Source organism: Bacillus sp. AFS055030, assembly GCF_002574545.1.
Lineage (GTDB): Bacteria > Bacillota > Bacilli > Bacillales > Bacillaceae_G > Gottfriedia.
On record NZ_NUGT01000080.1, the window covers coordinates 16,710 to 40,359 of the forward strand.

Genomic DNA, 23,650 nt, shown 5'->3' on the forward strand with positions numbered 1-23,650 from the left:
TCCATTTGTAAAATTGCGTTAATCATTGTCTAAAGTCTTGCTAACTTCTTTTCTCAAATTGTGAAAGTTTGTCCAAATAAATCAGATCATTTTGCAAATGATTTGCTGCCTTTAGTCCTTCCACTTTTTCATGCTTGTCTTTAAAAAATACCTCTTAAGAACATGCTTTGCATTATCTTAACATAGTGAATCCGTATTTCATTTAAAGTATGTGTAACATTTTATTTTAACCTTATTAAAATTCTTACATGGGAGATAATCAGGTTACTACCTTTACAATTACTTTACTGACAAAAAGATGTACTAACACTTTAATCTTCTTCTACTAATGAAAAGTCGCTTTTTTGAAAATGTAAAAGAAGGAGAGCAAATAAAGAGGAATTAGAAGAATCTGCACTAGCAATGTAAAAAATCCCACGCTTACTAGAAATATCCAACTTAAAAGTAAGGGTATGCAACTTACATCTTTAGGAGAGAGCCCATATCGAAATAGTTAATAAAGGCTAGTTAAAAGTAGTTGTATAATATTACGTGTTTAGAATGGAGTAACAACTTTTATATTTACTAAGGAAGTATACACATAAAAAAGTAGATTCCTATACATGAGGAATCTACTTTTTCATGACTATATACAATTCCAAAGAAAAGTGGTTTCTATAGATTATCAAATTCAATCCGTTATCCATAATAAGCAAAAAGAATGAACCGTGAATCCATGCTCTATTTCTTGACCTATTGCTATTTTTCTCTTTATTGCAAATCTTTATTTAGCTCATCTCTTACAATCAGTTAGTTATCAGTTAAGAAAACGTTTACATTACTGGGTTTGGTTGAATTTTAAAAATAGTTTCATAGTAGATCGGATAAATATGAAATAATCTTCACTTAAGCACCAATAACTTGATAATTTTTATGCGATACAACGGTTCTATTTCCTTCAAACTCCAAACTGGTCTTGTTTTCTATTATATTCACAATGACTGTGTTTTCATTGACCTTCACAACGATCCCTTTAATTGCATTCTTAAACAGGACATGATCACCTAATTCTGCAATCTTTTTTGTTTTTACCATCCCGAAATTCCCTCCCATCAAGTAAGTACTTGTAGTTAAACCTTATCATATCACATTTGGCTCTTTTATTAAATGCTGCAACTGATAATGTATTTTTTCTTAGCATAATGAATTCCTGATAGAATTTATCGGTCCATGTGATAATAATTCTAATTTTGAAGAATTATTTGATTTTCTAACTTACTTTCAATATAGCCAATAATATAATATTGTAGTAAATTCAGTTCTTTTAATAGATTCAGAGATTTAACATAGAAAAATGCAACACAAGTTCTGCTGATATTTTATAAATTGGTGCATTTTACGAGGTTAATTGTGTAATAATGCACCAATTTTGGCAAACTACATAATCATATCTATTTATGTAAGACCGGAAAGGCTCTGTTTTTATTTTACTCGTGAAAAGATATTTTTCACTTTTTTCACTGAAACCTTTGAACCGCCTCTATCTAGTACATTTTCAACGACCATTGCGACCATTAGATTTAAAGATTTCGTATCATATGCGATAAACCATCCGTTTTCGATCCCTTTTTCACCTTGTTTTTGTTTGATTTCAGCAGTGCCAGTTTTGCCTGAAAGTGGATAATTTGCCATTTCAGCAGCATGTGCTGTTCCGTGTTTATCAGAGACTACTTTCCTAAGCATTGATGAAATCATCTTCGCGTTCTCACTAGTCATTGCCTGCTGCTTTTGCACCTGACTTTTTTGCTCATCAAGTAAAAGAATAGGCCTAATCATATTTCCGTCATTCATAAGTGGCGTGTAGGCAGCCATTAAATGTACGATATTCATTTGGATTTGTCCCTGTCCATAGCCGGAATCAGCGAGTGAAATGTCCTTATCAAGACTACCAATCGTCGATGTTTGCAATGGGAATGGATAAACGAGTTCCTCTTCAAAATTAAACCCTTTCAAACCTTGTGCAAATGCATCTTTGCCAATATTCAATGCGGTTTGAGCGAAGTAAATATTATCAGAGAGAACGAGTGCTTTTTCAAGGTTTACCGGATTTGCTTTGTGGACTCTCGTGACATAATAGCTACCCCAAGAAGGATCCTTTTGCCATTTCAGCCCTTCAATTTCCAGTGATTGTTCAGGGGTGATTGCTCCGTTTGTCAACCCAATTGAAGCAGTGATTGGTTTAAGAACAGAACCAGGTGCATAGTTCTGTTTAAAGCGCGTCATCAATGGCTGCTGTTTATCTTCCTGAAGAGCTTTCCATTCGTCAGCTGAAAATCCTAAATTGGCTTGATTCGGGTCAAATGATGGACTGCTAACAAGTGCTAGTGTTTCACCAGTTTTAGGATTCATTGCAGACGCTGCGCCCGCTTCCCCTTTTAACTCTTTAAACATATTAACCTGTAAGTTGGAATCAATGGTAAGACTTAAGTCTTTCCCGTCCTCAACTACTTTTTCAGCTATGACATTCTCGCTTCCGTCTTTCTTTTTAATGGTGATTTTCGCGCCGTTTTTTCCTTTTAGTTGTTCATCAAACACCTGCTCAAGACCTCTTTTACCGATAACATCAGTGCTTGTATAGCCTTTACCCTTTAGTTTCTCTAATTCATCCGCCGTGATTGATCCAACATAGCCGATTAAATGAGCCGCGGCATCTTTATACGGATAAATACGTGCTTCTACCTTCTTCATTTGCACCGGTTCTAAAGCGACTAACTGCTCGATACGCTTTTTATCGTCCATCGAAACTTTTTTCAATGGAACAAACAAGTCCGGCTTTACCCAGCTCGCACCCAAGGCTTTATTGATTTGATCTGGAGTTAATTTAAGGAGACTGGATAATTGCTGAATAACAGCATCTTTTTGATCCGCTAATTTTCCAGGTACTACGCCAACTTCGTACACTTCTCCATTTACTGCCAATCCTTTACCGCTACGATCGAATATTCCTCCTCGTTTCGGGGAAGTTGTACTTAGCCCAATTTTGTCGCCTTCTTTCAACTCTGGAAAAATATATGTAGTGTTCCAGTCGACATACCAATTTTTCTTTTTGTCTCTTTCCTCTTTTTTCAAATTGGCTTTTTGAGTAAACTTGATTTCACCTGCGATGCTATCCATATTTGTAGAAAATGTATAATCAGCCTTTTCTCCCTTAGCTTGATTATCATCTTTTGACTGTTTGAAAGTAATCTTAGGATCAGTGATTTGTAGGTCTACGTATATTTTTTGATAACGGTTCGTAAATTCCTCTTTCGTGATCGATTTTTTCGCATCACTCGTAAGGTAATCATACATCTTATCAAATTTTTGCTCATTCCATAATGCTATGTATTCTGAGAATCTCTCTTGCGGGTTTGGTGATTTGCTGCATCCTGATGTAAAAATCGCGACGATAAATAGCAACCCTAATAACTTTTTCATCATATGCTACCTTCCTTCTATATAAAATATGAAGTGTATACAACCTAGATCATTATTGCTTTCCCTTGCACCTTTTAAAATTTTATTTCTTTCCTATTTCAAATCAATACATCCCCTCCTAATTTATTTCAATTCTTCTTATTCAAATAACTTCCCTTTTGCTTATTACAATTATTTCAAAATTTGTAATATTAAACAATCCTAAAATTTCCAATAAAAAAGACGTTTTCCATGTTCTGGAAATACGCCATTTAATTAAATAAGTTATTATGGGACTACTATTCTCTCAAAAACTCTAACACTATTAGAATCAAATTTATTTGATTCATTGTCTGCAATATGTTTTTTAAGTTTGTGTTTATTCAATTAAGTAGTTTAACCTAATTATCAATCTTAAATTCAGAACTCTGAACACCGCCATAGCCCGATGCAGAACTTATTGTAATTTCATAGTTTCCTTTTGGAATTTTACTTATCAACAATCGATAATCAATTTGCTGATTTGGTTCTAAAACCAATTGTCTACCATTTTTATTGTTTTCTTTTAAATCTAAGTGTTCCATTATTATTTTATCAGTAGGTATTTCTTTGTTATCTAAATTATTAATGGCCACATTGTACTCCAACCAAGTAAGAAATTCTAATGTAGCATTCTCCTTACCCAAATTGGTCATCTTAAAAAGAAACTCCCTTTTTCCATTAACTTTGCCTCTATCCACTAATTCAGAAAGGATTTTTGGTTCCTCTTGCTTCTGATTACCATTTAAGTATACAAATAATAATCCGCTAAAAGTAAGTAATCCTAATAATACTAATAAAAACTTCTTCAAATCCCTTCCCCCTCTATCAAAACCATAAAAATATTATATTTTTTAATACCAACTCTCTTATTCAACTTGCCACATACGCTCACAAACAAACTCGTTATTCTTACACTTCAAAAGATAAAGATCAGGATTGCTTAAACTTTTCCAATTCTCAAAGCCAAATTCTTTTGTAAAATGTTTTAATAGTAAAGACAACAAATTCCCATGAGTTACAACGATTGTAGTTTGATTTTTACTTTTGATGATTTCATCTATTACGCTTATTACACGATTTGTAGCCTCTTGGCTTGATTCACCACCGTCGAATTTCAATTCCATATCTTCAAAGGTAGCTTTTAATTTTTCTAGCCAGTCAGGTAAATCAGTTGAGCTTAGCTTACGTTCAGATAGTCGCTCATCGAGAACAATATCGATATTCTTTTCATTACTCGTCGGTTCAATTGATTGAATTGCACGTAAGAAAGGGCTTGAAATAATTTGATCAATTTTAATCTTTGCGAAAAAATCCCCCAATTGCTTAGCCTGTTTTAACCCTTGCTTCGTTAGATTCGCCTCATATGGCTGTCCGTCCGCTTCACAGTGTCTAATTAAATAAATCTCTTTTTCCATAATATCCGCTCCTACTTATTAATTTCACAAATTTTCACTCTATTACTCTATATTATCATTAACCACCCTGATTTTAATGATTGAATTTTCTGGTTTTAATTTTGATCATTTTTTATAAATTGATGATGTTCTGAATTGAATGTATTATTAAAATTATAACAATCATTTGGGAAGATAATTTTATTTATCAAAAATATAAAAACATTTTATTGGCAAATTGAGGGGTTTTTAAGAAATGAAAGAGTATTTTACAATTGGTGAAGTATCAAAATTATTCCAAGTCAAAATTGCGACTCTTAGGTATTATGATCAGATTGGTCTTTTACGTCCAGAATTTATCGATAAGAAGACCAACTATAGATATTATTCAACACAGCAGTTTGAAAGATTGAATTCCATTAAATATTTGAGGGCACTAGACTTACCAATTAACGAAATTATAGATTTTTTTAATAATCGGGAAATTGATGCTCTTGTTGAAATGTTAAAAAAACAAAAAGATGAAGTTGCAAAGAAAAAGAATGAATTGGAGATTATTGAAACGAAAATTTCTCGCCGCCTATTGCAAATTGAAGATGCAGTTAGTTCACCTTTAGATAAAATATCGGAAATCACACTTCCCGAAATGCATGTAGCATATTTACGCCATGATTATGTTATAGGTGATGACATTGAATTACCGATTACAGAATTAAGGAACAGTTTTGGCATTAATGAAGAAATTTTTTTAGGAAAAATAGGCATATCGATCTCAGCTTCAAATTTGAAAAATAATGTTTTTGATAAATATTCTAGTATTTTCATGATACTTGAAGATGGTGATCACATACCTCCAACTTCCATTCTTATTCCTTCAAGAGATTATTTAAAAGTTCGATTTAAAGGTACTCATATTGATGCAGTTGGTTATTATAAAAAATTGTTAACCTATATGAAGAAACACAATTATAAGCTGTTAGATGATTCTTTTGAAATTACACTTATTGATTATGGCTTTACAAACGATGAAGAAAAGCATGTCACGGAAATTTTATTACCTTACGAGTAAACTTAATCATAAAAAATTACTTGACTCTCTAGTTACTAGAGGGTTTATTTTTTATGAATAGATTATTTAAAAAGGAGAAATGGCAAAATGTTTGGCACGATTTTTAACACTGTGATGATTATAGCTGGGAGCATGATTGGAAGCATCTTTAAAAAAGGGATAAAAGAGGAATATCATGAAATCCTTATGCAGGCAATGGGGTTAGTAGCTTTGGGTTTAGGGATAAACTCACTAGTTCAACATTTGCCTTCTAGTAAATATCCAGTGCTTTTTATTGTAAGTTTAGCGATTGGTGGATTAATAGGACAAAAACTAAAATTAGAATCAAGATTTAATCGTTTAGTTAATAAATTCTCTAATGGCAATTTGGCTGAAGGGTTATCAACTGCTATTTTATTATTTTGTATTGGAACTTTATCGATATTAGGACCTGTAGAAGCAGCCTTAAAGGGGGATTATACGTATCTACTCGCAAATGGTACGCTTGATGGCATTACTTCAATTGTCCTAGCATCCACTTTTGGTATTGGAATCATTTTTGCTGGGATTGCTTTATTTACATGGCAGGGTTCCATCTATTTAATAGCAATCTTAATGAAGAATTCCTTAAGCAATGATCTTCTAAATGAAGTGACGATTGTAGGAGGTATATTAATTTTAGCGTCAGGTCTAAGTATATTGGGGATTAAGAAATGTAATACTTTAAATCTTCTACCATCATTAATGATCCCTCCTATTGTCTTTTTATTTATGCATTTATTCCATCTATAATGTTTTTGAAATTAATTAAGGAAATTAGGGAATCTCACAAATTGAAGTTTCCCTAATTTCTTATTAAAGTATATCAATACAAATAAATTGGAGTTTTTTAAACTTCAATTACTACATTCTTATTATTAAACGTACTACTATTTATTCGATAGTTCAACTTAATATTGATCCTTCATCAATTAATCAACTATTTAGCATAATAAAAAGACTGCCGAAACAGCCTTCGAACTAGTCATTTAATTTAGAAGTAAGAAGTGGAATAATTACTACTGTAATAAATATTAATGCCAAAACGATTAAAGAATTTTTCCATCTAAAATCATTTTCTCCATCATTTTTATGTTGGTTTATGAATTCATCATATATTTTCGATGAAACAAAATTTCCTGGATCTAGTATTTCTCCTGTTTGTTCATCTAGTAAATACGTATCATAGTTCGCAGTTTTAAAGAAACGATCTCTTACTGTATCATATTTTGCTGCAATAGCTACTACGCTTTCGTTTGTGTTTTTCTCTTTATTTATTAAACTAAATTCTTTTTGTTCGACAATCACCGTTGATTTCTTAACATAGTAATGAACTTCATTGCGATTATGTTTATCAATTTGATCTAAATAGCGCGATGTTGCATTTGATGTTGATACATTAGATAAAAACAACAAAAAGAAACTGAAGATGCAAAATGCAACTCTTTTCATTTTTACCCCCCACTTCTATTCAAATCTATTAAATTATATTCACTAGATTTTTAAATAGTCCTAGAGAGTATTTTTCATCTGCCTCTTTGATCTGATGTAGTTAATTTATTGCCAATAAACTCTTTTGTTTCCTCCCACTCAAAATCACAGCATTTCCTAATACTTTTTTGTTCAATAAAATTTTTGGCAATTTCATTTCTTTTTCAAGTTTAGATCTGTTCAATTCTGATAATCCATATTTTTTCAACTCATTTAAAAGCTCTTTTTCATCTCCAAATATCTTTTCATCCATAAACAAATCTAAAAAGACGAAATGTCCACCAGGTTTCAACACTCTTAATGCCTCTTTAATGACTTCCGTTTTATTACTTTGATCTTTTACTTCATGAAATGTAAGGCAGCTTACAATTACATCAAACTCATTCTCATTAAAAGGAAGTTCTGAAGCACTTGCTTTCTGAAAATGAATCTGATGAGAAACACCTTCAATTTCTGCATTTTGTTGACATTGCGCTTTTGAATACTCCCAATTTTCACCCCAATAATCAATTCCAGTTAATTTTGACCCAGGAAAAGCCTTTGCAAGTTTAATAATTAACGAACCGCTCCCCGTACCAATATCTAAAAGTGTTCCGTCTACATCTAACTTCACTTTGGACACAATTAAGTCATGAATTTTCGACTGATAATTCCCTCCAATTGATGAAAATTGGTACACAGAATAAGAAAGTATACATGTTATATATAGAAATGGTACCGCTAAAATTCCTGTTAGAATTCGTATATATGTATTAACAGGTAAAATTTCTACCGTAAGAAAGATTATTGAGATCACAAGAAATATAAGCAGCTTATAGATCCGAATCCATGTTTTATATTTAGGTTTTAATTTCAAATTATTTCCTGCCTTTTAGTTTTATTTAAATTATACTTCATAAAAAATTCTCTTTAATTCTTTATTTAATATAATGCAAAAAAAATTCGCAAATCAAACAAAACAAACCTCTAATACAATGATGCATTAGAGGTTTGTTAATTAAGAATTAAACCGTAACTAATTCTTTCTCTTTACTTCCGATTTTCGTAACGATATCACGGGCGATCCAAACACCACATGCGCTTGCTTGGGCTAAGCCACGAGTAACACCTGCTCCATCTCCACCTAGATATAAACCAGAGATTTCACTTTCAAAGTGTTCATTTAGCTTTGGTCGAGCTGAATAGAATTTTGCTTCTACCCCGTAGAAAAGTGTATGTTCTGCAGCAATACCTGGGGTTACATGATTTAATGCCTCTACCATTTCAATTAAACTTTTCATTGTATTATATGGTAAAACTAATCCTAAGTCTCCTGGTACTGCTTCTTTTAAAGTTGGTTCTAAAAAGCCTTCTTTAATACGTTTTTCAGTTGAACGGCGACCTTTTAAAATATCTCCGTATTTTTGTACGATTACTCCACCGTGTGAAAGCATGTTTGCAAGGCGTGAAACCTCGTGTGCGTATTCATTTGGTTTGTCAAATGGTTCAGCGAATTGATGTGATACTAATAAAGCAAAGTTTGTATTTGGACTTCCTAATTTCGGATCCTTATAAGCATGTCCATTAGCAGTCATAATTCCTGAATGGTTTTCAACTACTACGTGTCCAGAAGGATTACTACAGAATGTTCTGACTTTTGTACCCACGCTAGTATTAAATACAAATTTCCCTTCGTATAAGTGTTTGTTAATCTCTTCCATTACAACGTTTGAAGTCTCAACACGAACACCAATATCTACTTGATTCGTTGACATTTTTAATCGACGTTTTTTCATCACATCCGTTAACCATTTTGAGCCATCACGACCAGGTACAATTACTACTTTCTTTGCGTGTAATTCTTCACCTTTTTTTAATTTAATTCCCTTTATAATATGAGTACCTTCAACCTTTTCAGTTAATAAGTCTTCTACTTCAGTTTTATACATCATATCTATTTTCGTTTTTAAGTACTCATAAATGCTCTTTAGAATTTCTAAATTTTGTTCCGTTCCTAAATGACGAACTTGTGCACGTAATAATTTAAGTCCTGCTGCGTAACCACGACGCTCAATATCTCTAACTTCTTCTGTTAAAGGATCAGTAATCGATTCAGTCGCACCATGTTTTAAATTAATTTCATCAACGTATTTGATTAATTCTACTACTTGTGAATCAGATAAATAATCTGTCATCCATCCACCAAATTCGCTTGTAATATTAAATTTCCCATCAGAATATGCTCCAGCACCACCAAAACCATTTGTAATTGAGCAAGCTGGTAAGCAACCAGAAAATTCTTTTTTACCTGCAGCAGGCGGACATTTTTCAATTTTCTTTTGTAAAATCGGGCAATGTCTAGCGAAAATATCATGTCCTTTATCAACTAGTAGTACTTTAGCATCAGGCATTTTTAACGTTAATTCATAACAAGTAAAGATTCCAGCAGGTCCTGCTCCAACAACGATTACATCATACATCTATATATACCTCCAAATAAGGTTCAAATTATTTCATTTAATCAACCTAAAATAGAATACCATCAATAAGAACACGTTTCAAGTAAAAACACGAACATTTTCTGTATTTTTTTAAAAAAATATTCGTTAATTAATAAAGTGAAACCTTTTCATTCGAAATTAGCATCTGTCAATTAGCTTTTTTATCCAATATTAGACAATTCAAACTTGAAGATTAATTAATTTCATCTATTTAATATTAACATTATTAGTATTTCATCGTATTTTAATTAAAAATTTACTATCTGAAACACAAAAATACCTCTTTAGATAGAAACACTATGATACTAAATTGAATAGTTATATAAATAACTGATTTTTTATATTGGAGATGGAAAATATGCTTGAAGAAAATATAAAGGAAAAGGATGGTAAAGATCATTATCAGAAAACTAATTTAGAAGATAAAGAATTACAATCGAGTCTTGAGAGAAAAATTGTTGCTGTAACATGGGTTAAAGCAGTTGCACAATTATATGAAACGATCACATTATCAAAATTATACACGATTGACAAAGACCCAATCTTTCAAGGAAAAAGAGACATCTTGTCGGGAATGTGGATTGGTACTGCTGGTCAATTTTCCGTAGCTTATCACGTTTCTAAGCAATTGTTCACTTCAGATAAAAAAGATTTACTTGAATTACAAAGAAAAATCGTCCTTTCTGATTCTATTCAATTAGTTGGGAATGCATTGGCACTTATTGGTGCATCCGAGGTAATTCAAGAAGAAATTGGTGACGGGGAATTATTTCTTTCATAGTTATAAACGAAAAATTAAAAAATATAAAATAAATCCCACAGAAATTCCATGTGGGATTTTTAATAACATGTTTGTAGGACAATTTTAACATTTTAATTATTTTTGTTTCCCTATTCCTTCACTACTTGTTTTTCTCTTACTCCTGCATTTAATGCTTTTTTGAAGCTTGCAATCAAGTCTTCAACATCTTCTAAACCAACGGATACTCTTATTAATGTATCTTTTACACCTAATCTTTCACGAACATCAAGCGGTATAGCAGCATGAGACATCTTTACAGGGTATGAAACAATTGTCTCAACTCCACCTAGTGAAACGGCAACTGCAACGTTTTCGACTGATTGTAGGAAACTTGTCGTTTGTTCAAGCGTTTTTAATGTAAACGAAAGAACTGCTCCACCTCCAGTTGCCTGCTCAAAATGCACATCGTGACCTGGATGATTTTTTAGTCCAGGGTAAAAAACATCCTCAACCTCTTCTTGTTCTAAAAGCCAGTTTGCTAATTTTGTTGCAGTTTGTTCATATGCATCCATACGAACTTTTAGTGTCTTTAATCCTCTTAATGTGAGCCAACAGTCTTGTGGACCTAAAATTGCTCCGAATGAATTTTGAATTGTGTATAAATCATTTGCAAGTTCTTCCGAATTTACGACCGCTAGACCTCCGATTACATCGCTATGCCCTGCAATAAATTTTGTTGCACTATGAACGACAATATCAGCTCCTAAGTCTAATGGTCTTTGTAAATATGGTGATAAAAAACTATTATCTACTATGACTAGTATGTCATTTTCTTTTGCTATTTTGATTGCACTACTTAAATCAGTAATTTTCAAAAGAGGGTTAGATGGAGTTTCTAAATATAGCCCTTTTGTATTTGGCTTTATTCCATCTTTAATTTCTCGTAATTTAGAAGCATCTACGAAAGTAAAATCGATTCCGAAGCGATTTAATACTTTTGTAGCAATTCTAAATGTTCCTCCATAAACATCTTCACAAATGACGATATGATCTCCTGCTGAAAACAAAGACAATACTGATGAAATGGCAGCCATTCCTGATGAAAATGCAAAACCTCGTACACCGTTTTCTAATTTTGCAATTGTATTTTCTAACGCCTCTCTTGTTGGATTTCCACTTCTTGCATAATCGTATTTACCAAATTTCTCTGTATCAAACTGATGAAATGTTGAAGTCTGATAAATCGGTATACTTAATGCCCCTGTTGTTTGATCAATTTCGTTTCCGTTATGAATTAATTTCGTTCCAAATTGCATGCTCATCACCCCAATGCATTTTCTAAGTCATTTAATAAATCATCTATGTGTTCAATTCCCACTGATAAACGTAATGTATGATCATCTAGACCAAGCTTTCTTTTAAATTCTTCCGGCATTTCTGAATGAGTTTGCGTATGTGGATAAGTAATTAACGATTCGACCCCGCCTAAACTTTCCGCGAACGTGATGACTTTTACACTACCTAAAACTTGTTCAACTAATCTTAAATCTTTTACTTTAAATGAAATCATTGCACCAAATCCATTTGCCTGTTCCTTAATAATTGAATACCCTTTATGCGTTGGTAACCCTACATAATATACTTCCGTAACATTCGGATGATTTTCTAAAAACTTCGCAAGTACAATCGCATTTTTTTGACTATATTCCATACGTAAATGTAATGTTTTAATTCCTCTTAATATTAACCAAGAGTCAAATGGAGCTAATGTTGCACCTGTTGATTTTTGATAATAGCGAATTCGTTCATTCGTATACTCTGAATTCGTAACGACGAAACCAGCAAGCGTATCATTATGGCCACCTAAATACTTTGTTCCACTATGAACAACTACATCTGCCCCTAATTCAATTGGTCTAAAGAAATAAGGTGTTAAAAATGTATTATCAACGATCACAATAATATCTCTTTCTTTTGCAATCTCTACTACTCTTTTTAAATCAGTTACTTTCATCATTGGATTTGATGGTGTTTCAATAAAAATACCTTTTGTGTTTGGTTTAAGTGCATCAAGAATATTTTCAATTTCAGTCGTATCAACAAAATGATGCTCAAGTCCATATGGCGAATAAATTTCTTCGAATAAGCGATATGTACCACCGTATAAATCATCTGAAACAATTAGGTGGTCACCTTTTTTAAATAAGCTTAATACTGCAGTAACAGCTGCATTTCCTGTTGAAAAAGCAACACCATAATTAGCACTTTCTAATTTTGCGACAGTATTTTCGACTTCTTCTCGAGTTGGATTTTGTAATCTTGCATAATCATAACCAGTTGATTGATTTAGTCCTGCATGCTTAAATGTAGCAGATTGATAAATTGGATAACTAATCGCACCAGTTAATGGATCATAGCCCTTGTTTCCGTGAACAGCTACTGTTTCAATCGATTTTTTATTCGTTTTTAAAGCCTCTTTTGTGTTCGTCATTATAAATCCTCCATTTTAGTCAAATAAAAAAACCACTTCCTAAAAAATAAGAAGTGGTTATGTCCGCAAAATATACATATCGCTCTTATCTTCCAGGTTTTTCACCTGCAGGATTTAGCACTTTCTAGTTTTCACTAGAGTTGCCGGGTTTCGTCGGGCCAGTCCCTCCACCACTCTTGATAAGATTATTAAATTATATTGACTAGTATATTAAAAACTCTGATAATTATCAATCTTTTTTTTTCGTTATTTAAAGATTAGCTTTTCATTTCCATTCATCAGGTAATAAACTTTGATAAAGTGTACTCTTATATCGATCATCAATTAGTAATAAAGTCCCTTCATCTAATTCAGATCGAATAACTCTTCCACCAGCTTGCATTACTTTATTCATACCTGGAAAGACATACGCATAATAATACCCATTTTTTCCAACCGAATTAAAATGCTCCTTTAAAATATTTCTTTCTAAACAAATCTGCGGCAATCCTACACCAACTATTACGACACCATTTAATCGATCGCCCTTTAAATCAATCCCTTCAGAGAATATACCACCTAATACAGCAAAGCCAACTAACGTTTCCTCATTTTGACTATCAAACTGTAAAAGGAACTCTTCTCGTTCAATTTCAGTCATACCATTTTCCTGAACGATTGTTTTTATGCTAGGGTATTTCTCTTTAAATAAGTCTACACTTTTAGTTAAATATTGATATGACGGATAAAAAACTAAATAATTACCTTTTCTCTTTGTAACTTCTTTAAACACGGAATCAATTAATCTTTCTAAATTTCTATCTCGATCTTGATATCGAGTTGATAGAGGTTCGATTGTTACTTCTAGTTGCTCTTTATGAAAAGGAGAACCGATTGAAACTGTATAATCGCGACTTTGATCCCCAAGCATATCTTGAAAATATTGTATTGGCGTTAAAGTTGCTGAAAAATAAATTGTAGAGCGAAATCTTTTTATAATGTCATTTACTACTTTAGACGGATCAAGGCAAAATAATTTTAAATGAACTTCACTTTTATATAATTCATAGTAACATACGTAATTTTCATCAAAAAACTCTGCAATTTTGACAAAGTTGAGTGACTCAAAATAAGTATCAAGTAGAAGTTGTTTATTTTCATCCTCGTCCATTTCTTGTAACTTTATTTCTACAATTTCATTAAATGTATGTAGCAGTTCTATTAAATCCCCATCTATGTCCTTTGAAACTGGGGTTACAACGTCCTTCCATTTTTTTCTCAATTCAATAAATCGCTTATTTACATCATTTATTATAGTATAAAGTTCATCTTTTAAATTTTTAAATCGATTTTTTAACTCTAAAAATTTAGATTTGAATAAACTCGCAGAATACATTTCTCTTGCCCGATCAACAAGATTATGTGCTTCATCAATTAATAAAACTGAACTTCGTTTATGTTCATCAAATAATCGTTTTAACGATACTCTAGGATCAAAAATATAATTTACATCACATATAATCGCATCTGAAGAATTTAATAAATCTAATGAATATTCAAATGGACAAACTGTATGTTTTCGTGCATATTCTTCTATTTTCTCTCTAGTTAGCACTTGTTCCGAAGAAAGAATATCAAGAACAGCATCATTTATCCGGTCATAATAACCATTGGCAAATTCACAATAATCCTTTTGACAAATCGTCTCTTCTTTAAAACAGATTTTATCTTTTGCTGTAATGGTCGTACACTTTATACAAAGTCCTTGATCTGTCATGCGCTTAAATGCTTCTTCCGCAACAGTTCTAGTAATCGTCTTTGAAGTTAAGTAAAACATTCGATTCATACTATTCTCACCAATATTTTTAACGGTTGGAAAAATAGTTGAAACCGTTTTTCCTATTCCAGTTGGTGCAACAGCAAATAAATTATTACCTTCCTGAATCGTTTGATATACCGCACCTGCAAGCTTTCTCTGACCTTTTCTAAATGAAGGAAAGGGAAATTTTAATTCTTTTATTGTCTCATTCCTTAACTCAATATGATCGTATTTCCATTTTGCATAAGGATAATAAATGTCTAACATTTTGTATATGTAATTTGTTAAATCATCCTTTGTAAATAAAAGATCGAAGCTTATTTTTTGCTCAGTCAAAATATTAATATATGTAAGTCTAAGTGTAATCTTTTCAAGCTGCAATTCTTCACAAATAAAATATCCATAAACTTTTGCTTGAGCCCAATGAACAGGATATGAATTTTCATTTACTTCATCCAAATCCTTCATTGTTGATTTAATTTCTTCTATTATATATTGATCATCCTTAAGTAATAATCCATCAAGGCGGCCTTCTATCTGAAACACCAATTGATCAAATGTTATGGTACCGGATATAGGTCGTTCCTTTACATCCAGTTCACCATACTCTCTTTGGATTTTTTGATGTGCCTTTGTTCCTTCTATTAATGAAACCGAACTTTTAAATTTTACATCGATACTTCCCGCCGTATGAGCATACTCAACTAGCGTTCGAACTGATACCTTTATACAATTCTCCAAATTGAGTACCCTCCTTTTTTCCATTTTATCATAATTCTTCTTTCTTGATTAAAAATGAACTTTTAAAGAAGGTTCTCTTTACTTAAAGAACCACAAAGTAAAAAAGAAGAAATAATAAAAATAGCCCTATTACTTTTTCACAAAAAAAGTTCAAGTTATTAAATTAACTTGAACTTTCAAATTTATAAGGGTGATTTAATTATTAACAGTATAATAGTTCAATATTATTTTTTCTATAATATTGTAATAGTTTATCCATATCCTCTTTTATTGCTTCTAAGGGCACAATAATGGCTTTCATATTTGTAATATAAATATAAAAATAATCCTTTGTTCCTTTGATCTCAACTATATGATCCCACTTTATTTCATGAACACTTGATTGTGTAATTTCTTTGATCCCATTCTCATCAACCTTAAGTAAATGTTCACCCAATAGTGCTTCGTCATTTTTTTTATTTATATGCTTAACCAATTTATTTTTTGTTGAACGGTAAAAATATTTTGGAAAATAACAGAACCAAAGTATTGAAGCTGACGAGAAGGCAAGTAAGTAACCAAATAGAGGTTGATTAAAAAAGTAAGAAATAATAAATGGTATGACTAAATAAATTAGACTCACAGTAATTCGTTGTTTACGCAATGACTTTTGTACACTTTTTGAATGTTTTAAATGATGTAAATTAAATTCAATATAATCATCCAAATTAATTTCATAATTAAATTTCATAATTTACCTCCAAATTCATCATTTCTTTCATTACTATCATTCTAACATTAGGAAAAAATAGAATATAAAGATATTTTATCTACTACTGTTAAGTTGACTTTTCAAGATTCATAGAATTAATTCTTATATTAAGAATTTGTAATTATTCATTTCTAAAGTTCTAATGATAAATTTTTGGCATAAAAATGGATGTCCTAACTCTAAATAAAAAAGGGGCAGCTCAAAAGTCAGTTAACCTGACTTTTGAGGCAACCCCCAGTCTAATTAAAACAGTTCAATTATGCTCCATCATTAATGAAGCTATATTGCGCCATGTATAGCTTATAATAATGTCCTTTTAATGCCAATAACTCTTCATGTGTACCGCTTTCCTCAACATTTCCGTTTCCGATTACCATAATTTTGTCACAGTCACGAATTGTTGATAATCGATGGGCAATAACAAAAGAAGTACGACCTTCTAATAGCTTTTCGATCCCATTTTGAACAAGCTTCTCTGTATGTGTATCGATATTTGAAGTTGCTTCGTCTAATATCAAAATTCTTGGATCAGCTAGTAGAGCACGAGCAAAAGAGATTAATTGTCTTTGACCTAATGAAAGTCTTGAGCCCCTCTCGTTTACATTCGTATCATAGCCATTCTCCATTTTAATAATAAAGTCATGTGCGTGGACTGCTTTGGCTGCAGCTATTACTTCTTCATCTGTAGCATTTAATTTACCGTATCGAATATTTTCCATAATTGATGTTGAGAATAGGAATGTATCTTGCAGCATAATTCCCATTTGACTTCTAAAAGATTCTAAGTCTACTTTTTTAATATCATTTCCATCTACTAAAACTTCACCTTTTAAAGGATCGTAGAAACGACTTAACAGTGAAACAATCGTTGTTTTCCCTGCTCCGGTTGCACCTACTAATGCAATTTTTTCACCAGGATTAATTGTGAAATTTACATTGTTTAGGACTGTAGAGTTTTCATCATAACCAAAAGTGACATTTCTAAATTGAACTTCACCATTAATTCGTCCAATTGGAGGTGCATCTTCTTCACTAATAATTTCTGGATCAATATCCATAATGTCAAAAATACGATCAGCTGCCGAGAAGTTTGATATTAATGTATTATAAAAGTTTGATAAGTTCATAATTGGACGCCAGAACATGCCAATATACATTGAAAATGCGATTAGCGTTCCAACTTCAATTTCTTGACTAGTTACAAGCTTATATCCAACATAAAATACAATTACTGTACCAACACCCCATGATAGCTCAACTAGTGGCCAGAAAAAGTCATTCATTTTTACCGCTCTCATGAATGATCCCATTAATTGAGAAACTTTTTCTTTGAAGTCCTTTTCTTTATCTTTTTCTTTCGCAAAGGATTGAACTACTTTTATTCCTGAAAAATCTTCATGTATAAACGCAATTAAATTTGAGCGTTTCTTTCTGTAATCATCCCATCTTTTACGTGCGCGTGTTTCAATATAAAACATAGCAACTGCTAAAAATGGAAGAATTGATACTGATGCGATTGCAAGTTTAACATTTAAAAAAAACATTACGACTGTAACACAAACTAAGCTTAGTAATTCCGGAATTAATGTTTGAATACTTTGGTTGAATAAATTTTGGAGAGCACTAATATCCCCCATTACACGAGCCAAAATTTTTCCTACTGGACGATTATCAAAAAACGTAAATGAGAGTTTTTGAATATGAGTGTAAAGCTCGTGACGAATATTGACTAAAATATTATTCGTCACCGAGCTAATCATCGTCCAGCGTATTTTTGAAGCAATCATTGCTAAGAAATTTAGTGCTAATAATACAACTCCGATCATTATTAGCCCTTTTACATCGTGATTTTTAATATTTGTATCAATCGCTACTTTTAATAAATATGGGTTTAATATTCCAATTACCATTACAAATAACATTAAACAAATAACGGTAAATGTTTTTAATTTATAAGGTTTTAAATAAGTCCCGAGCCTAAGAATAAGCTCGGTTTTACTCCGATTTAGTTGGTCTTCATCACGATTTATCGTATTTTGTGCCATTATAACACCCCGCTTTCTACTGTTTCAAAATCTTTGAATTGTTCTTCGTAGACTTCAAAGTATCTTCCTTTTTTATCAAGTAATTGTTTATGATTTCCTTTTTCTACTATTTCTCCATTTTCAACAAATAAGATGACATCGGCATTTTTTACAGCTGAAATACGGTGTGCAATGATAAATGTTGTACTATGTGAGAAACGTTTATTTAAATTGTGTAATAATTCATACTCCGTTTCCATATCAAGAGCAGAAGTTGCATCATCTAAAATTAAGATTGGAGCATTTCTTAATAATGCGCGAGCAATTGAAATACGCTGTTTTTGACCACCAGATAAACCAATTCCTCGTTCACCAATTTCCGTATTGAAGCCTTCTTCTAGATCTTCAATAAAGTCTAGACAGCAAGCAATACGGCAAGCTTCACGGATTTCCTCCATTGTAGCTTCTGGGTTTCCTAGTTTAATATTGTTTTCAATTGTATCTGAGAAAAGGAATGTATCTTGAGAAACTAGAGACATATTTTGACGTAATGATGTCAGATTAAAATCTTTCACATTTACGCCATCTACTAGAACTTCACCTTCAGCTACATCGTAAGAGCGACCAATTAGATGGAGAATTGAAGATTTCCCAGCACCTGTCGTTCCCATAATAGCTACTTTGCTTCCGCTTGGAATATATAGATTAATATCTTTTAAGACCATTTCATCATTGTATTTAAAACTTACATTTTTATATTCCACTGAACCGTCAACAAGATTAGGTGTATATGCACCTTCCTTGTTTTCAATTTCTGTTTTACGATCTAAAATTTCAAAAATCTTCTTCGCAGAAGCTTGGTTTTTGGAAAGTACATCTGTTAACCAACCTAACATTCTCATCGGCCAAATTAAATTCCAAATATATCCACTAAATGCAACTAGTTCACCTAGAGTCATACTATTTTGTAAAACGAAATATCCACCGATAATGATCATTGCTACAAGCGCAATATTTGTTAAGAATTCTATACTAGGAAAATATTTACGCATTGTTTTAGCTTGAGCCATATTTAAATCATAATATCCACGATTCATTTTCAAAAATTTCAAAGTCTCGTGCTTTTCTCTAGCAAATGCTTTAACTAATCTTACACCCGCAATATTTTGTTGCGCTGTTGTATTAATTTCAGCTGTATGGTCACTAATTTTTCCGTAACCTTTATTAAGCAAGCGATTTAAACGTGTACCCATATAGCCAATTGGGATCATAATTGCTAAACAGATTAGTGCCAACTGCCAATTAATCAAAAATAAGATCACTGTACTAGCAGTAAAATAAATAATATTTTCAATAAATAATCTTAGTCCAAACGCAATTGTTTGCCATATATTTTCCACATCTTCATTTATTCTCGAAAGTAATTCTCCCGTATTCATCGAGTCAAAATACTTAAACTCAAAACTTTGAATATGCTTGAACATATCATTTTTTATATCTTCATGTACTTTTGAACTGACTAAGTCATATAAATATTCTTTTACATAACCAAAAATTGATTTAATAATTGTAACACCTATAATACCGCCAATAACCGGAACTACGATTGATGCTTTTCCTTTCGTAATCCCCTCATCGATTAGAATCATTTGTAAATAAGGAATGAAATGATCCACGCCAATTACTAAAATCATTGAAATTGAACCAATAATAAATGAAAGCTTATGCCTAAAGACATATTTTAAAATTCGAGACAAAATTATACCTCCCTGTTATCAATTAACCTAACTCTACGCAACCCTCCACTTTTTTTGACAATAAAAAGACCATGGGATTATTTTCCATATCCCATGGCCATAAAGAAACGTTTCGACCTATAACAAACAAGAGTGTATTGTTTATTATTGGCACAAAAAAGCCATGGGGAATATAAACCCATGGCTAGATCGTCATTTGAAATCTAAGTTTCAACGTGGTCCGTCCTGCGTAGAGATAGGGTTCATAATCATTATGAAATTATGTGGTGCTTTTTTGTTTAATTTTCTTACAATCATCATGTTAACCTACCTCCTTCTTATTTGATATTCTTATCATATACGAGTGTACTTTAAAATGTCAAACTATTTTTATTAATTTAATTATTTAATTTTATAAACAACTGCTTCATAAGGTCTTAAGCTACTATTCACACCCGTTAGACTTGAATCTTTATAATTACTTAATAGTATACTTACTTCATCATAGCGCTCTTTATGACTAAATTTTAATTCCTCATTTGTAAAGTTAGCTACAATTAATAATTTTTCATCATTATACTGTCTTATATAGGCAAATACTTTTTCATCATCTTTTGCAAGCATTTCAAAAGAACCATAAACAATAACAGGGTTTTCTTTTCGCAATTGGATTAGCTTTCGATAATGATGAAAAATTGAATCTGGGTCATTTATCGATTGTTCAACATTTATTTTAGTAAAATTCGGATTTACTGTTAACCAAGGGTTTCCTTTTGTAAAACCGCCATGCTTTTCGCCATTCCATTGCATTGGAGTACGTGCATTATCTCTACCTTTTGTATAAATCGATTCCATTATGTCTTCGTGCTTATACCCTTTTGCAATACGGTCATAATACATATTTTTCGTTTCAATATCGTCATATTCATCAATGCTTTCAAATTGAATATTTGTCATTCCAATTTCTTCACCTTGATATATATAAGGTGTACCTTGCATTAAATGAAGGATTGTAGCAAGCATTTTCGCACTTTCAATACGATATTCCTGATCATTACCCCATCTAGAAACAATCCTTGGTAAATCATGATTGTTCCAAAACAAGCTATTCCATGCCTTCCCATCAAGCTGAGTTTGCCACTTATGAAAGACTTCTTTTAGCTCTAACAAATTTAATGGCTTTAAATCCCATTTTTCTTTACCTTCTTGTTGATCAAGACCGATATGCTCAAATTGAAAGATCATACTTAATTCGTTACGGGCAGGATCTGAATAAAGCTTTGCAATTTCAGGAGTTGCTCCCCAAGTTTCACCAACGGTCAGTACATCATGATTTCCAAACGTTTTTTTATTCATTTCTTGTAAGTATTCATGTAGCTTTGGACCGTTTGCTGTAATTTCTTGATCAGGAATTTTCCCAATTAAATCTATTACATCCATTCGGAACCCACCAATTCCTTTATCAAGCCAAAAATTCATCATATTATATACTTCTTCGTGAACTTTTGGATTCTCCCAGTTTAAATCTGGCTGTCTTTTACTAAATAAATGCAAGAAGTATTGACCAGTTTGTTCATCATATTCCCAAGCACTGCCACTAAAAACAGAAGGAAGGTCATTTGGTTCACTTCCATTCACAGGATCTCTCCAAATATAATAGTCTCTATATGGATTGTCTTTGCTCTTTCTAGATTCAATGAACCACGGATGCTCATCAGATGTATGGTTCACAACTAAATCCATTACGATTTTAATCCCTCGATTATTCGCTTCAGAAATTAATTCATCCATATCATTCATCGTACCGAACTCTTCCATAATGTCACAATAATCACTAATATCATAACCATTATCATCATTAGGAGATTTATATACAGGACTCAACCAAATAACGTCTATTCCTAAAAGCTTTAAATAATCAAGCTTTTCGATTATTCCTTTTAAATCACCTATTCCATCACCATTGCTATCCATGAAACTTCTAGGATATATTTGATAAACTACACTATTATGCCACCATTTTTTCTCCATTTAAACTTCCTCCTAGATTTTTGTAAAAATTAATATCTTTAATCTTTACTACTTAAACAAGTTACTCAGTTGATTTTTTCTAGATACATTAATACGGTACGTGAAATTAGACTGTGTTCAAACCTTCTCTAAAAATGTGCAACCGTGTGCATTTTTTCGTTCTATAAATCGTTCTATAAATCGTTCTATAAATTGTTCTATTTATAGAAAATGTTTATACGAAGTTCTATTTAACCGCTTACATTTTCTATTTTAACAAGTTTAATCATTTATGCAAACATTTTCATTTTTCTTCATAAATAGTAACAACGTTTATATGTATAGTAAACCTGATCAGTAGATTGATATATCCATTTTTTCAGTTATACAATTAAACTATTTTTTTCCTAATTTAGAATTTTTATTAGATAAGACAAGCTATCCCATCATACTATATAAAGCTATGTACTTTTTAATATTGTTGGGGGGAAGATGTTGTTTAAGCGCTGTTTTAACTTTTTATTAGTACTTCTTTTATTTTTGAGCACTACTTTTGTTCAATCTTACGCTGCAGATGCAAAGCCTGTTTCACAATTTATCATTATTAATAAAACGATTAATAGATTAGCTTTTTATGAGAATGGTAAATTGGTAAGAGAGTTTAAAGTTGCGACAGGAAGAAGTGAAGATTTAACTCCTGAAGGTAAATTTAAGATTGTTAATAAAATTGTAAATCGTCCTTACTATAAGGATCATATTCCTGGTGGTGACCCAAAGAACCCACTTGGTAATCGATGGTTAGGTTTAAACGCTAGAGGTACTTGGGGTACAACCTATGCAATCCATGGAAATAATAACCCTAGTTCAATCGGAACTTATGCTAGTAGCGGCTGTGTAAGAATGTATGATGAGGAAGTAGAGTGGTTATTTGATCGTGTTAACAAAAATACCACTGTTTTAATCACCTCATCAACTAAATCATTTCAAGATATAGCCATTGCAAATCATTTATTTGATGATGAATCTGATAGTGTTGTTGTAACAAAACCAACAGATATTCCAACTAGCTTAAAATTAGGTAGTGTCGGTTCAGAAGTTGAATGGCTACAGGACACTTTAACAAAATTAGGATACTCTACAAATGGTGTTGATGGTTATTTTGCTAAAGGAACTGATCAAGCTGTAAGAGCTTTTCAACTAGTTAATGGATTAGAAGTTGATGGAGTCGTTGGGGCAGGTACAAAAAAATTATTAATCGAAAAACTCCGTGATAAAAAACGGGAATTGGTGTCAGCCTATTTTTATACTTTTACATTAAAGAAAAATATAAAGATAAATGGTGCGGTTCGTACTGATAGTCATTTAAATGGGGTACAAAAACTAAATTACTAAAAAAGCTGTTGAACCCATCAACAGCTTTTTTCTCTT

Annotated in this window: 18 protein-coding genes and 1 riboswitch; of the genes, 4 read left to right on the forward strand and 14 right to left on the reverse strand. The window is 31.9% G+C overall.

Annotation, left to right across the window (positions count from 1 at the left end):
* Window positions 1-885: 885 nt before the first annotated feature.
* The 4 genes from CN925_RS18065 to CN925_RS18080 all read right to left on the reverse strand — a co-directional run bounded on the left by CN925_RS18065 (window position 886) and on the right by CN925_RS18080 (window position 4,892).
* Window positions 886-1,074, reverse strand: coding sequence for a DUF2187 family protein (locus CN925_RS18065; RefSeq protein WP_098848225.1), 189 nt, complete (start codon window positions 1,072-1,074; stop codon window positions 886-888).
* Window positions 1,075-1,461: 387 nt separating this feature from the next.
* A complete protein-coding gene (locus CN925_RS18070; RefSeq protein WP_353616076.1) occupies window positions 1,462-3,459 on the reverse strand; it encodes a penicillin-binding transpeptidase domain-containing protein in 1,998 nt (665 codons plus the stop codon).
* A 377-nt stretch (window positions 3,460-3,836) separates the two neighbouring features.
* Window positions 3,837-4,286, reverse strand: a complete 450-nt coding sequence (locus CN925_RS18075; protein ID WP_098848226.1) for a hypothetical protein — start codon at window positions 4,284-4,286, stop codon at window positions 3,837-3,839.
* 57 nt (window positions 4,287-4,343) lie between these two features.
* Window positions 4,344-4,892 (reverse strand): histidine phosphatase family protein, encoded by a 549-nt coding sequence (locus tag CN925_RS18080; protein ID WP_098848227.1) that lies wholly within the window; start codon window positions 4,890-4,892, stop codon window positions 4,344-4,346.
* Between the two features lie 235 nt (window positions 4,893-5,127).
* Between CN925_RS18080 and CN925_RS18085 the strand changes: the two genes are divergently transcribed.
* Together CN925_RS18085 and CN925_RS18090 are read left to right on the forward strand one after the other, a co-directional pair.
* Entirely contained in the window at window positions 5,128-5,940 is an 813-nt protein-coding gene (locus CN925_RS18085; protein WP_098848228.1) for a MerR family transcriptional regulator, read from the forward strand.
* Between the two features lie 87 nt (window positions 5,941-6,027).
* On the forward strand, window positions 6,028-6,711 hold the full coding sequence (locus tag CN925_RS18090) for a DUF554 domain-containing protein (protein WP_098848229.1): 684 nt from the start codon (window positions 6,028-6,030) through the stop codon (window positions 6,709-6,711).
* A gap of 228 nt (window positions 6,712-6,939) precedes the next feature.
* On the opposite strand, the gene CN925_RS18095 is transcribed toward CN925_RS18090, so the two are convergent.
* The 3 genes from CN925_RS18095 to CN925_RS18105 all read right to left on the reverse strand — a co-directional run bounded on the left by CN925_RS18095 (window position 6,940) and on the right by CN925_RS18105 (window position 9,908).
* On the reverse strand, window positions 6,940-7,410 hold the full coding sequence (locus CN925_RS18095; protein WP_098848230.1) for a hypothetical protein: 471 nt from the start codon (window positions 7,408-7,410) through the stop codon (window positions 6,940-6,942).
* 100 nt (window positions 7,411-7,510) lie between these two features.
* The gene (locus tag CN925_RS18100; protein WP_098848231.1) at window positions 7,511-8,305 is read right to left on the reverse strand and encodes a class I SAM-dependent methyltransferase; all 795 of its coding nucleotides are present in this window, start codon (window positions 8,303-8,305) and stop codon (window positions 7,511-7,513) included.
* Window positions 8,306-8,453: 148 nt separating this feature from the next.
* Window positions 8,454-9,908 carry an NAD(P)/FAD-dependent oxidoreductase gene (locus CN925_RS18105; protein ID WP_098848232.1) on the reverse strand — a complete coding sequence of 485 codons (1,455 nt, stop codon included), beginning with the start codon at window positions 9,906-9,908 and terminating at the stop codon, window positions 8,454-8,456.
* Between the two features lie 379 nt (window positions 9,909-10,287).
* Between CN925_RS18105 and CN925_RS18110 the strand changes: the two genes are divergently transcribed.
* Window positions 10,288-10,710, forward strand: coding sequence for a hypothetical protein (locus CN925_RS18110; protein WP_098848233.1), 423 nt, complete (start codon window positions 10,288-10,290; stop codon window positions 10,708-10,710).
* 110 nt (window positions 10,711-10,820) lie between these two features.
* Here CN925_RS18110 and CN925_RS18115 read toward each other — a convergent pair whose 3' ends face one another.
* The 7 genes from CN925_RS18115 to CN925_RS18145 form a co-directional block, all read right to left on the reverse strand.
* On the reverse strand, window positions 10,821-11,987 hold the full coding sequence (locus tag CN925_RS18115) for a trans-sulfuration enzyme family protein (RefSeq protein WP_098848234.1): 1,167 nt from the start codon (window positions 11,985-11,987) through the stop codon (window positions 10,821-10,823).
* A gap of 5 nt (window positions 11,988-11,992) precedes the next feature.
* Window positions 11,993-13,162: a trans-sulfuration enzyme family protein gene (locus CN925_RS18120; protein ID WP_098848235.1), complete on the reverse strand. Its 1,170-nt coding sequence runs from the start codon at window positions 13,160-13,162 to the stop codon at window positions 11,993-11,995.
* An 82-nt stretch (window positions 13,163-13,244) separates the two neighbouring features.
* Window positions 13,245-13,348: riboswitch (SAM riboswitch) on the reverse strand.
* 79 nt (window positions 13,349-13,427) lie between these two features.
* The gene (locus CN925_RS18125; RefSeq protein WP_098848236.1) at window positions 13,428-15,701 is read right to left on the reverse strand and encodes an ATP-dependent DNA helicase; all 2,274 of its coding nucleotides are present in this window, start codon (window positions 15,699-15,701) and stop codon (window positions 13,428-13,430) included.
* Window positions 15,702-15,903: 202 nt separating this feature from the next.
* Window positions 15,904-16,431 carry a YcxB family protein gene (locus CN925_RS18130; RefSeq protein ID WP_098848237.1) on the reverse strand — a complete coding sequence of 176 codons (528 nt, stop codon included), beginning with the start codon at window positions 16,429-16,431 and terminating at the stop codon, window positions 15,904-15,906.
* A 278-nt stretch (window positions 16,432-16,709) separates the two neighbouring features.
* The gene (locus tag CN925_RS18135) at window positions 16,710-18,497 is read right to left on the reverse strand and encodes an ABC transporter ATP-binding protein (protein WP_098848238.1); all 1,788 of its coding nucleotides are present in this window, start codon (window positions 18,495-18,497) and stop codon (window positions 16,710-16,712) included.
* Window positions 18,497-20,233 (reverse strand): ABC transporter ATP-binding protein, encoded by a 1,737-nt coding sequence (locus tag CN925_RS18140; protein ID WP_098848239.1) that lies wholly within the window; start codon window positions 20,231-20,233, stop codon window positions 18,497-18,499. The genes CN925_RS18135 and CN925_RS18140 overlap by 1 nt, the downstream gene beginning before the upstream one ends.
* A gap of 381 nt (window positions 20,234-20,614) precedes the next feature.
* Window positions 20,615-22,243, reverse strand: a complete 1,629-nt coding sequence (locus CN925_RS18145) for a glycoside hydrolase family 13 protein (protein WP_098848240.1) — start codon at window positions 22,241-22,243, stop codon at window positions 20,615-20,617.
* Between the two features lie 474 nt (window positions 22,244-22,717).
* Here CN925_RS18145 and CN925_RS18150 point away from each other — a divergent pair, with 474 nt between their 5' ends.
* Entirely contained in the window at window positions 22,718-23,614 is an 897-nt protein-coding gene (locus tag CN925_RS18150) for a L,D-transpeptidase family protein (RefSeq protein WP_286138488.1), read from the forward strand.
* The last annotated feature ends 36 nt before the right edge of the window (window positions 23,615-23,650 follow it).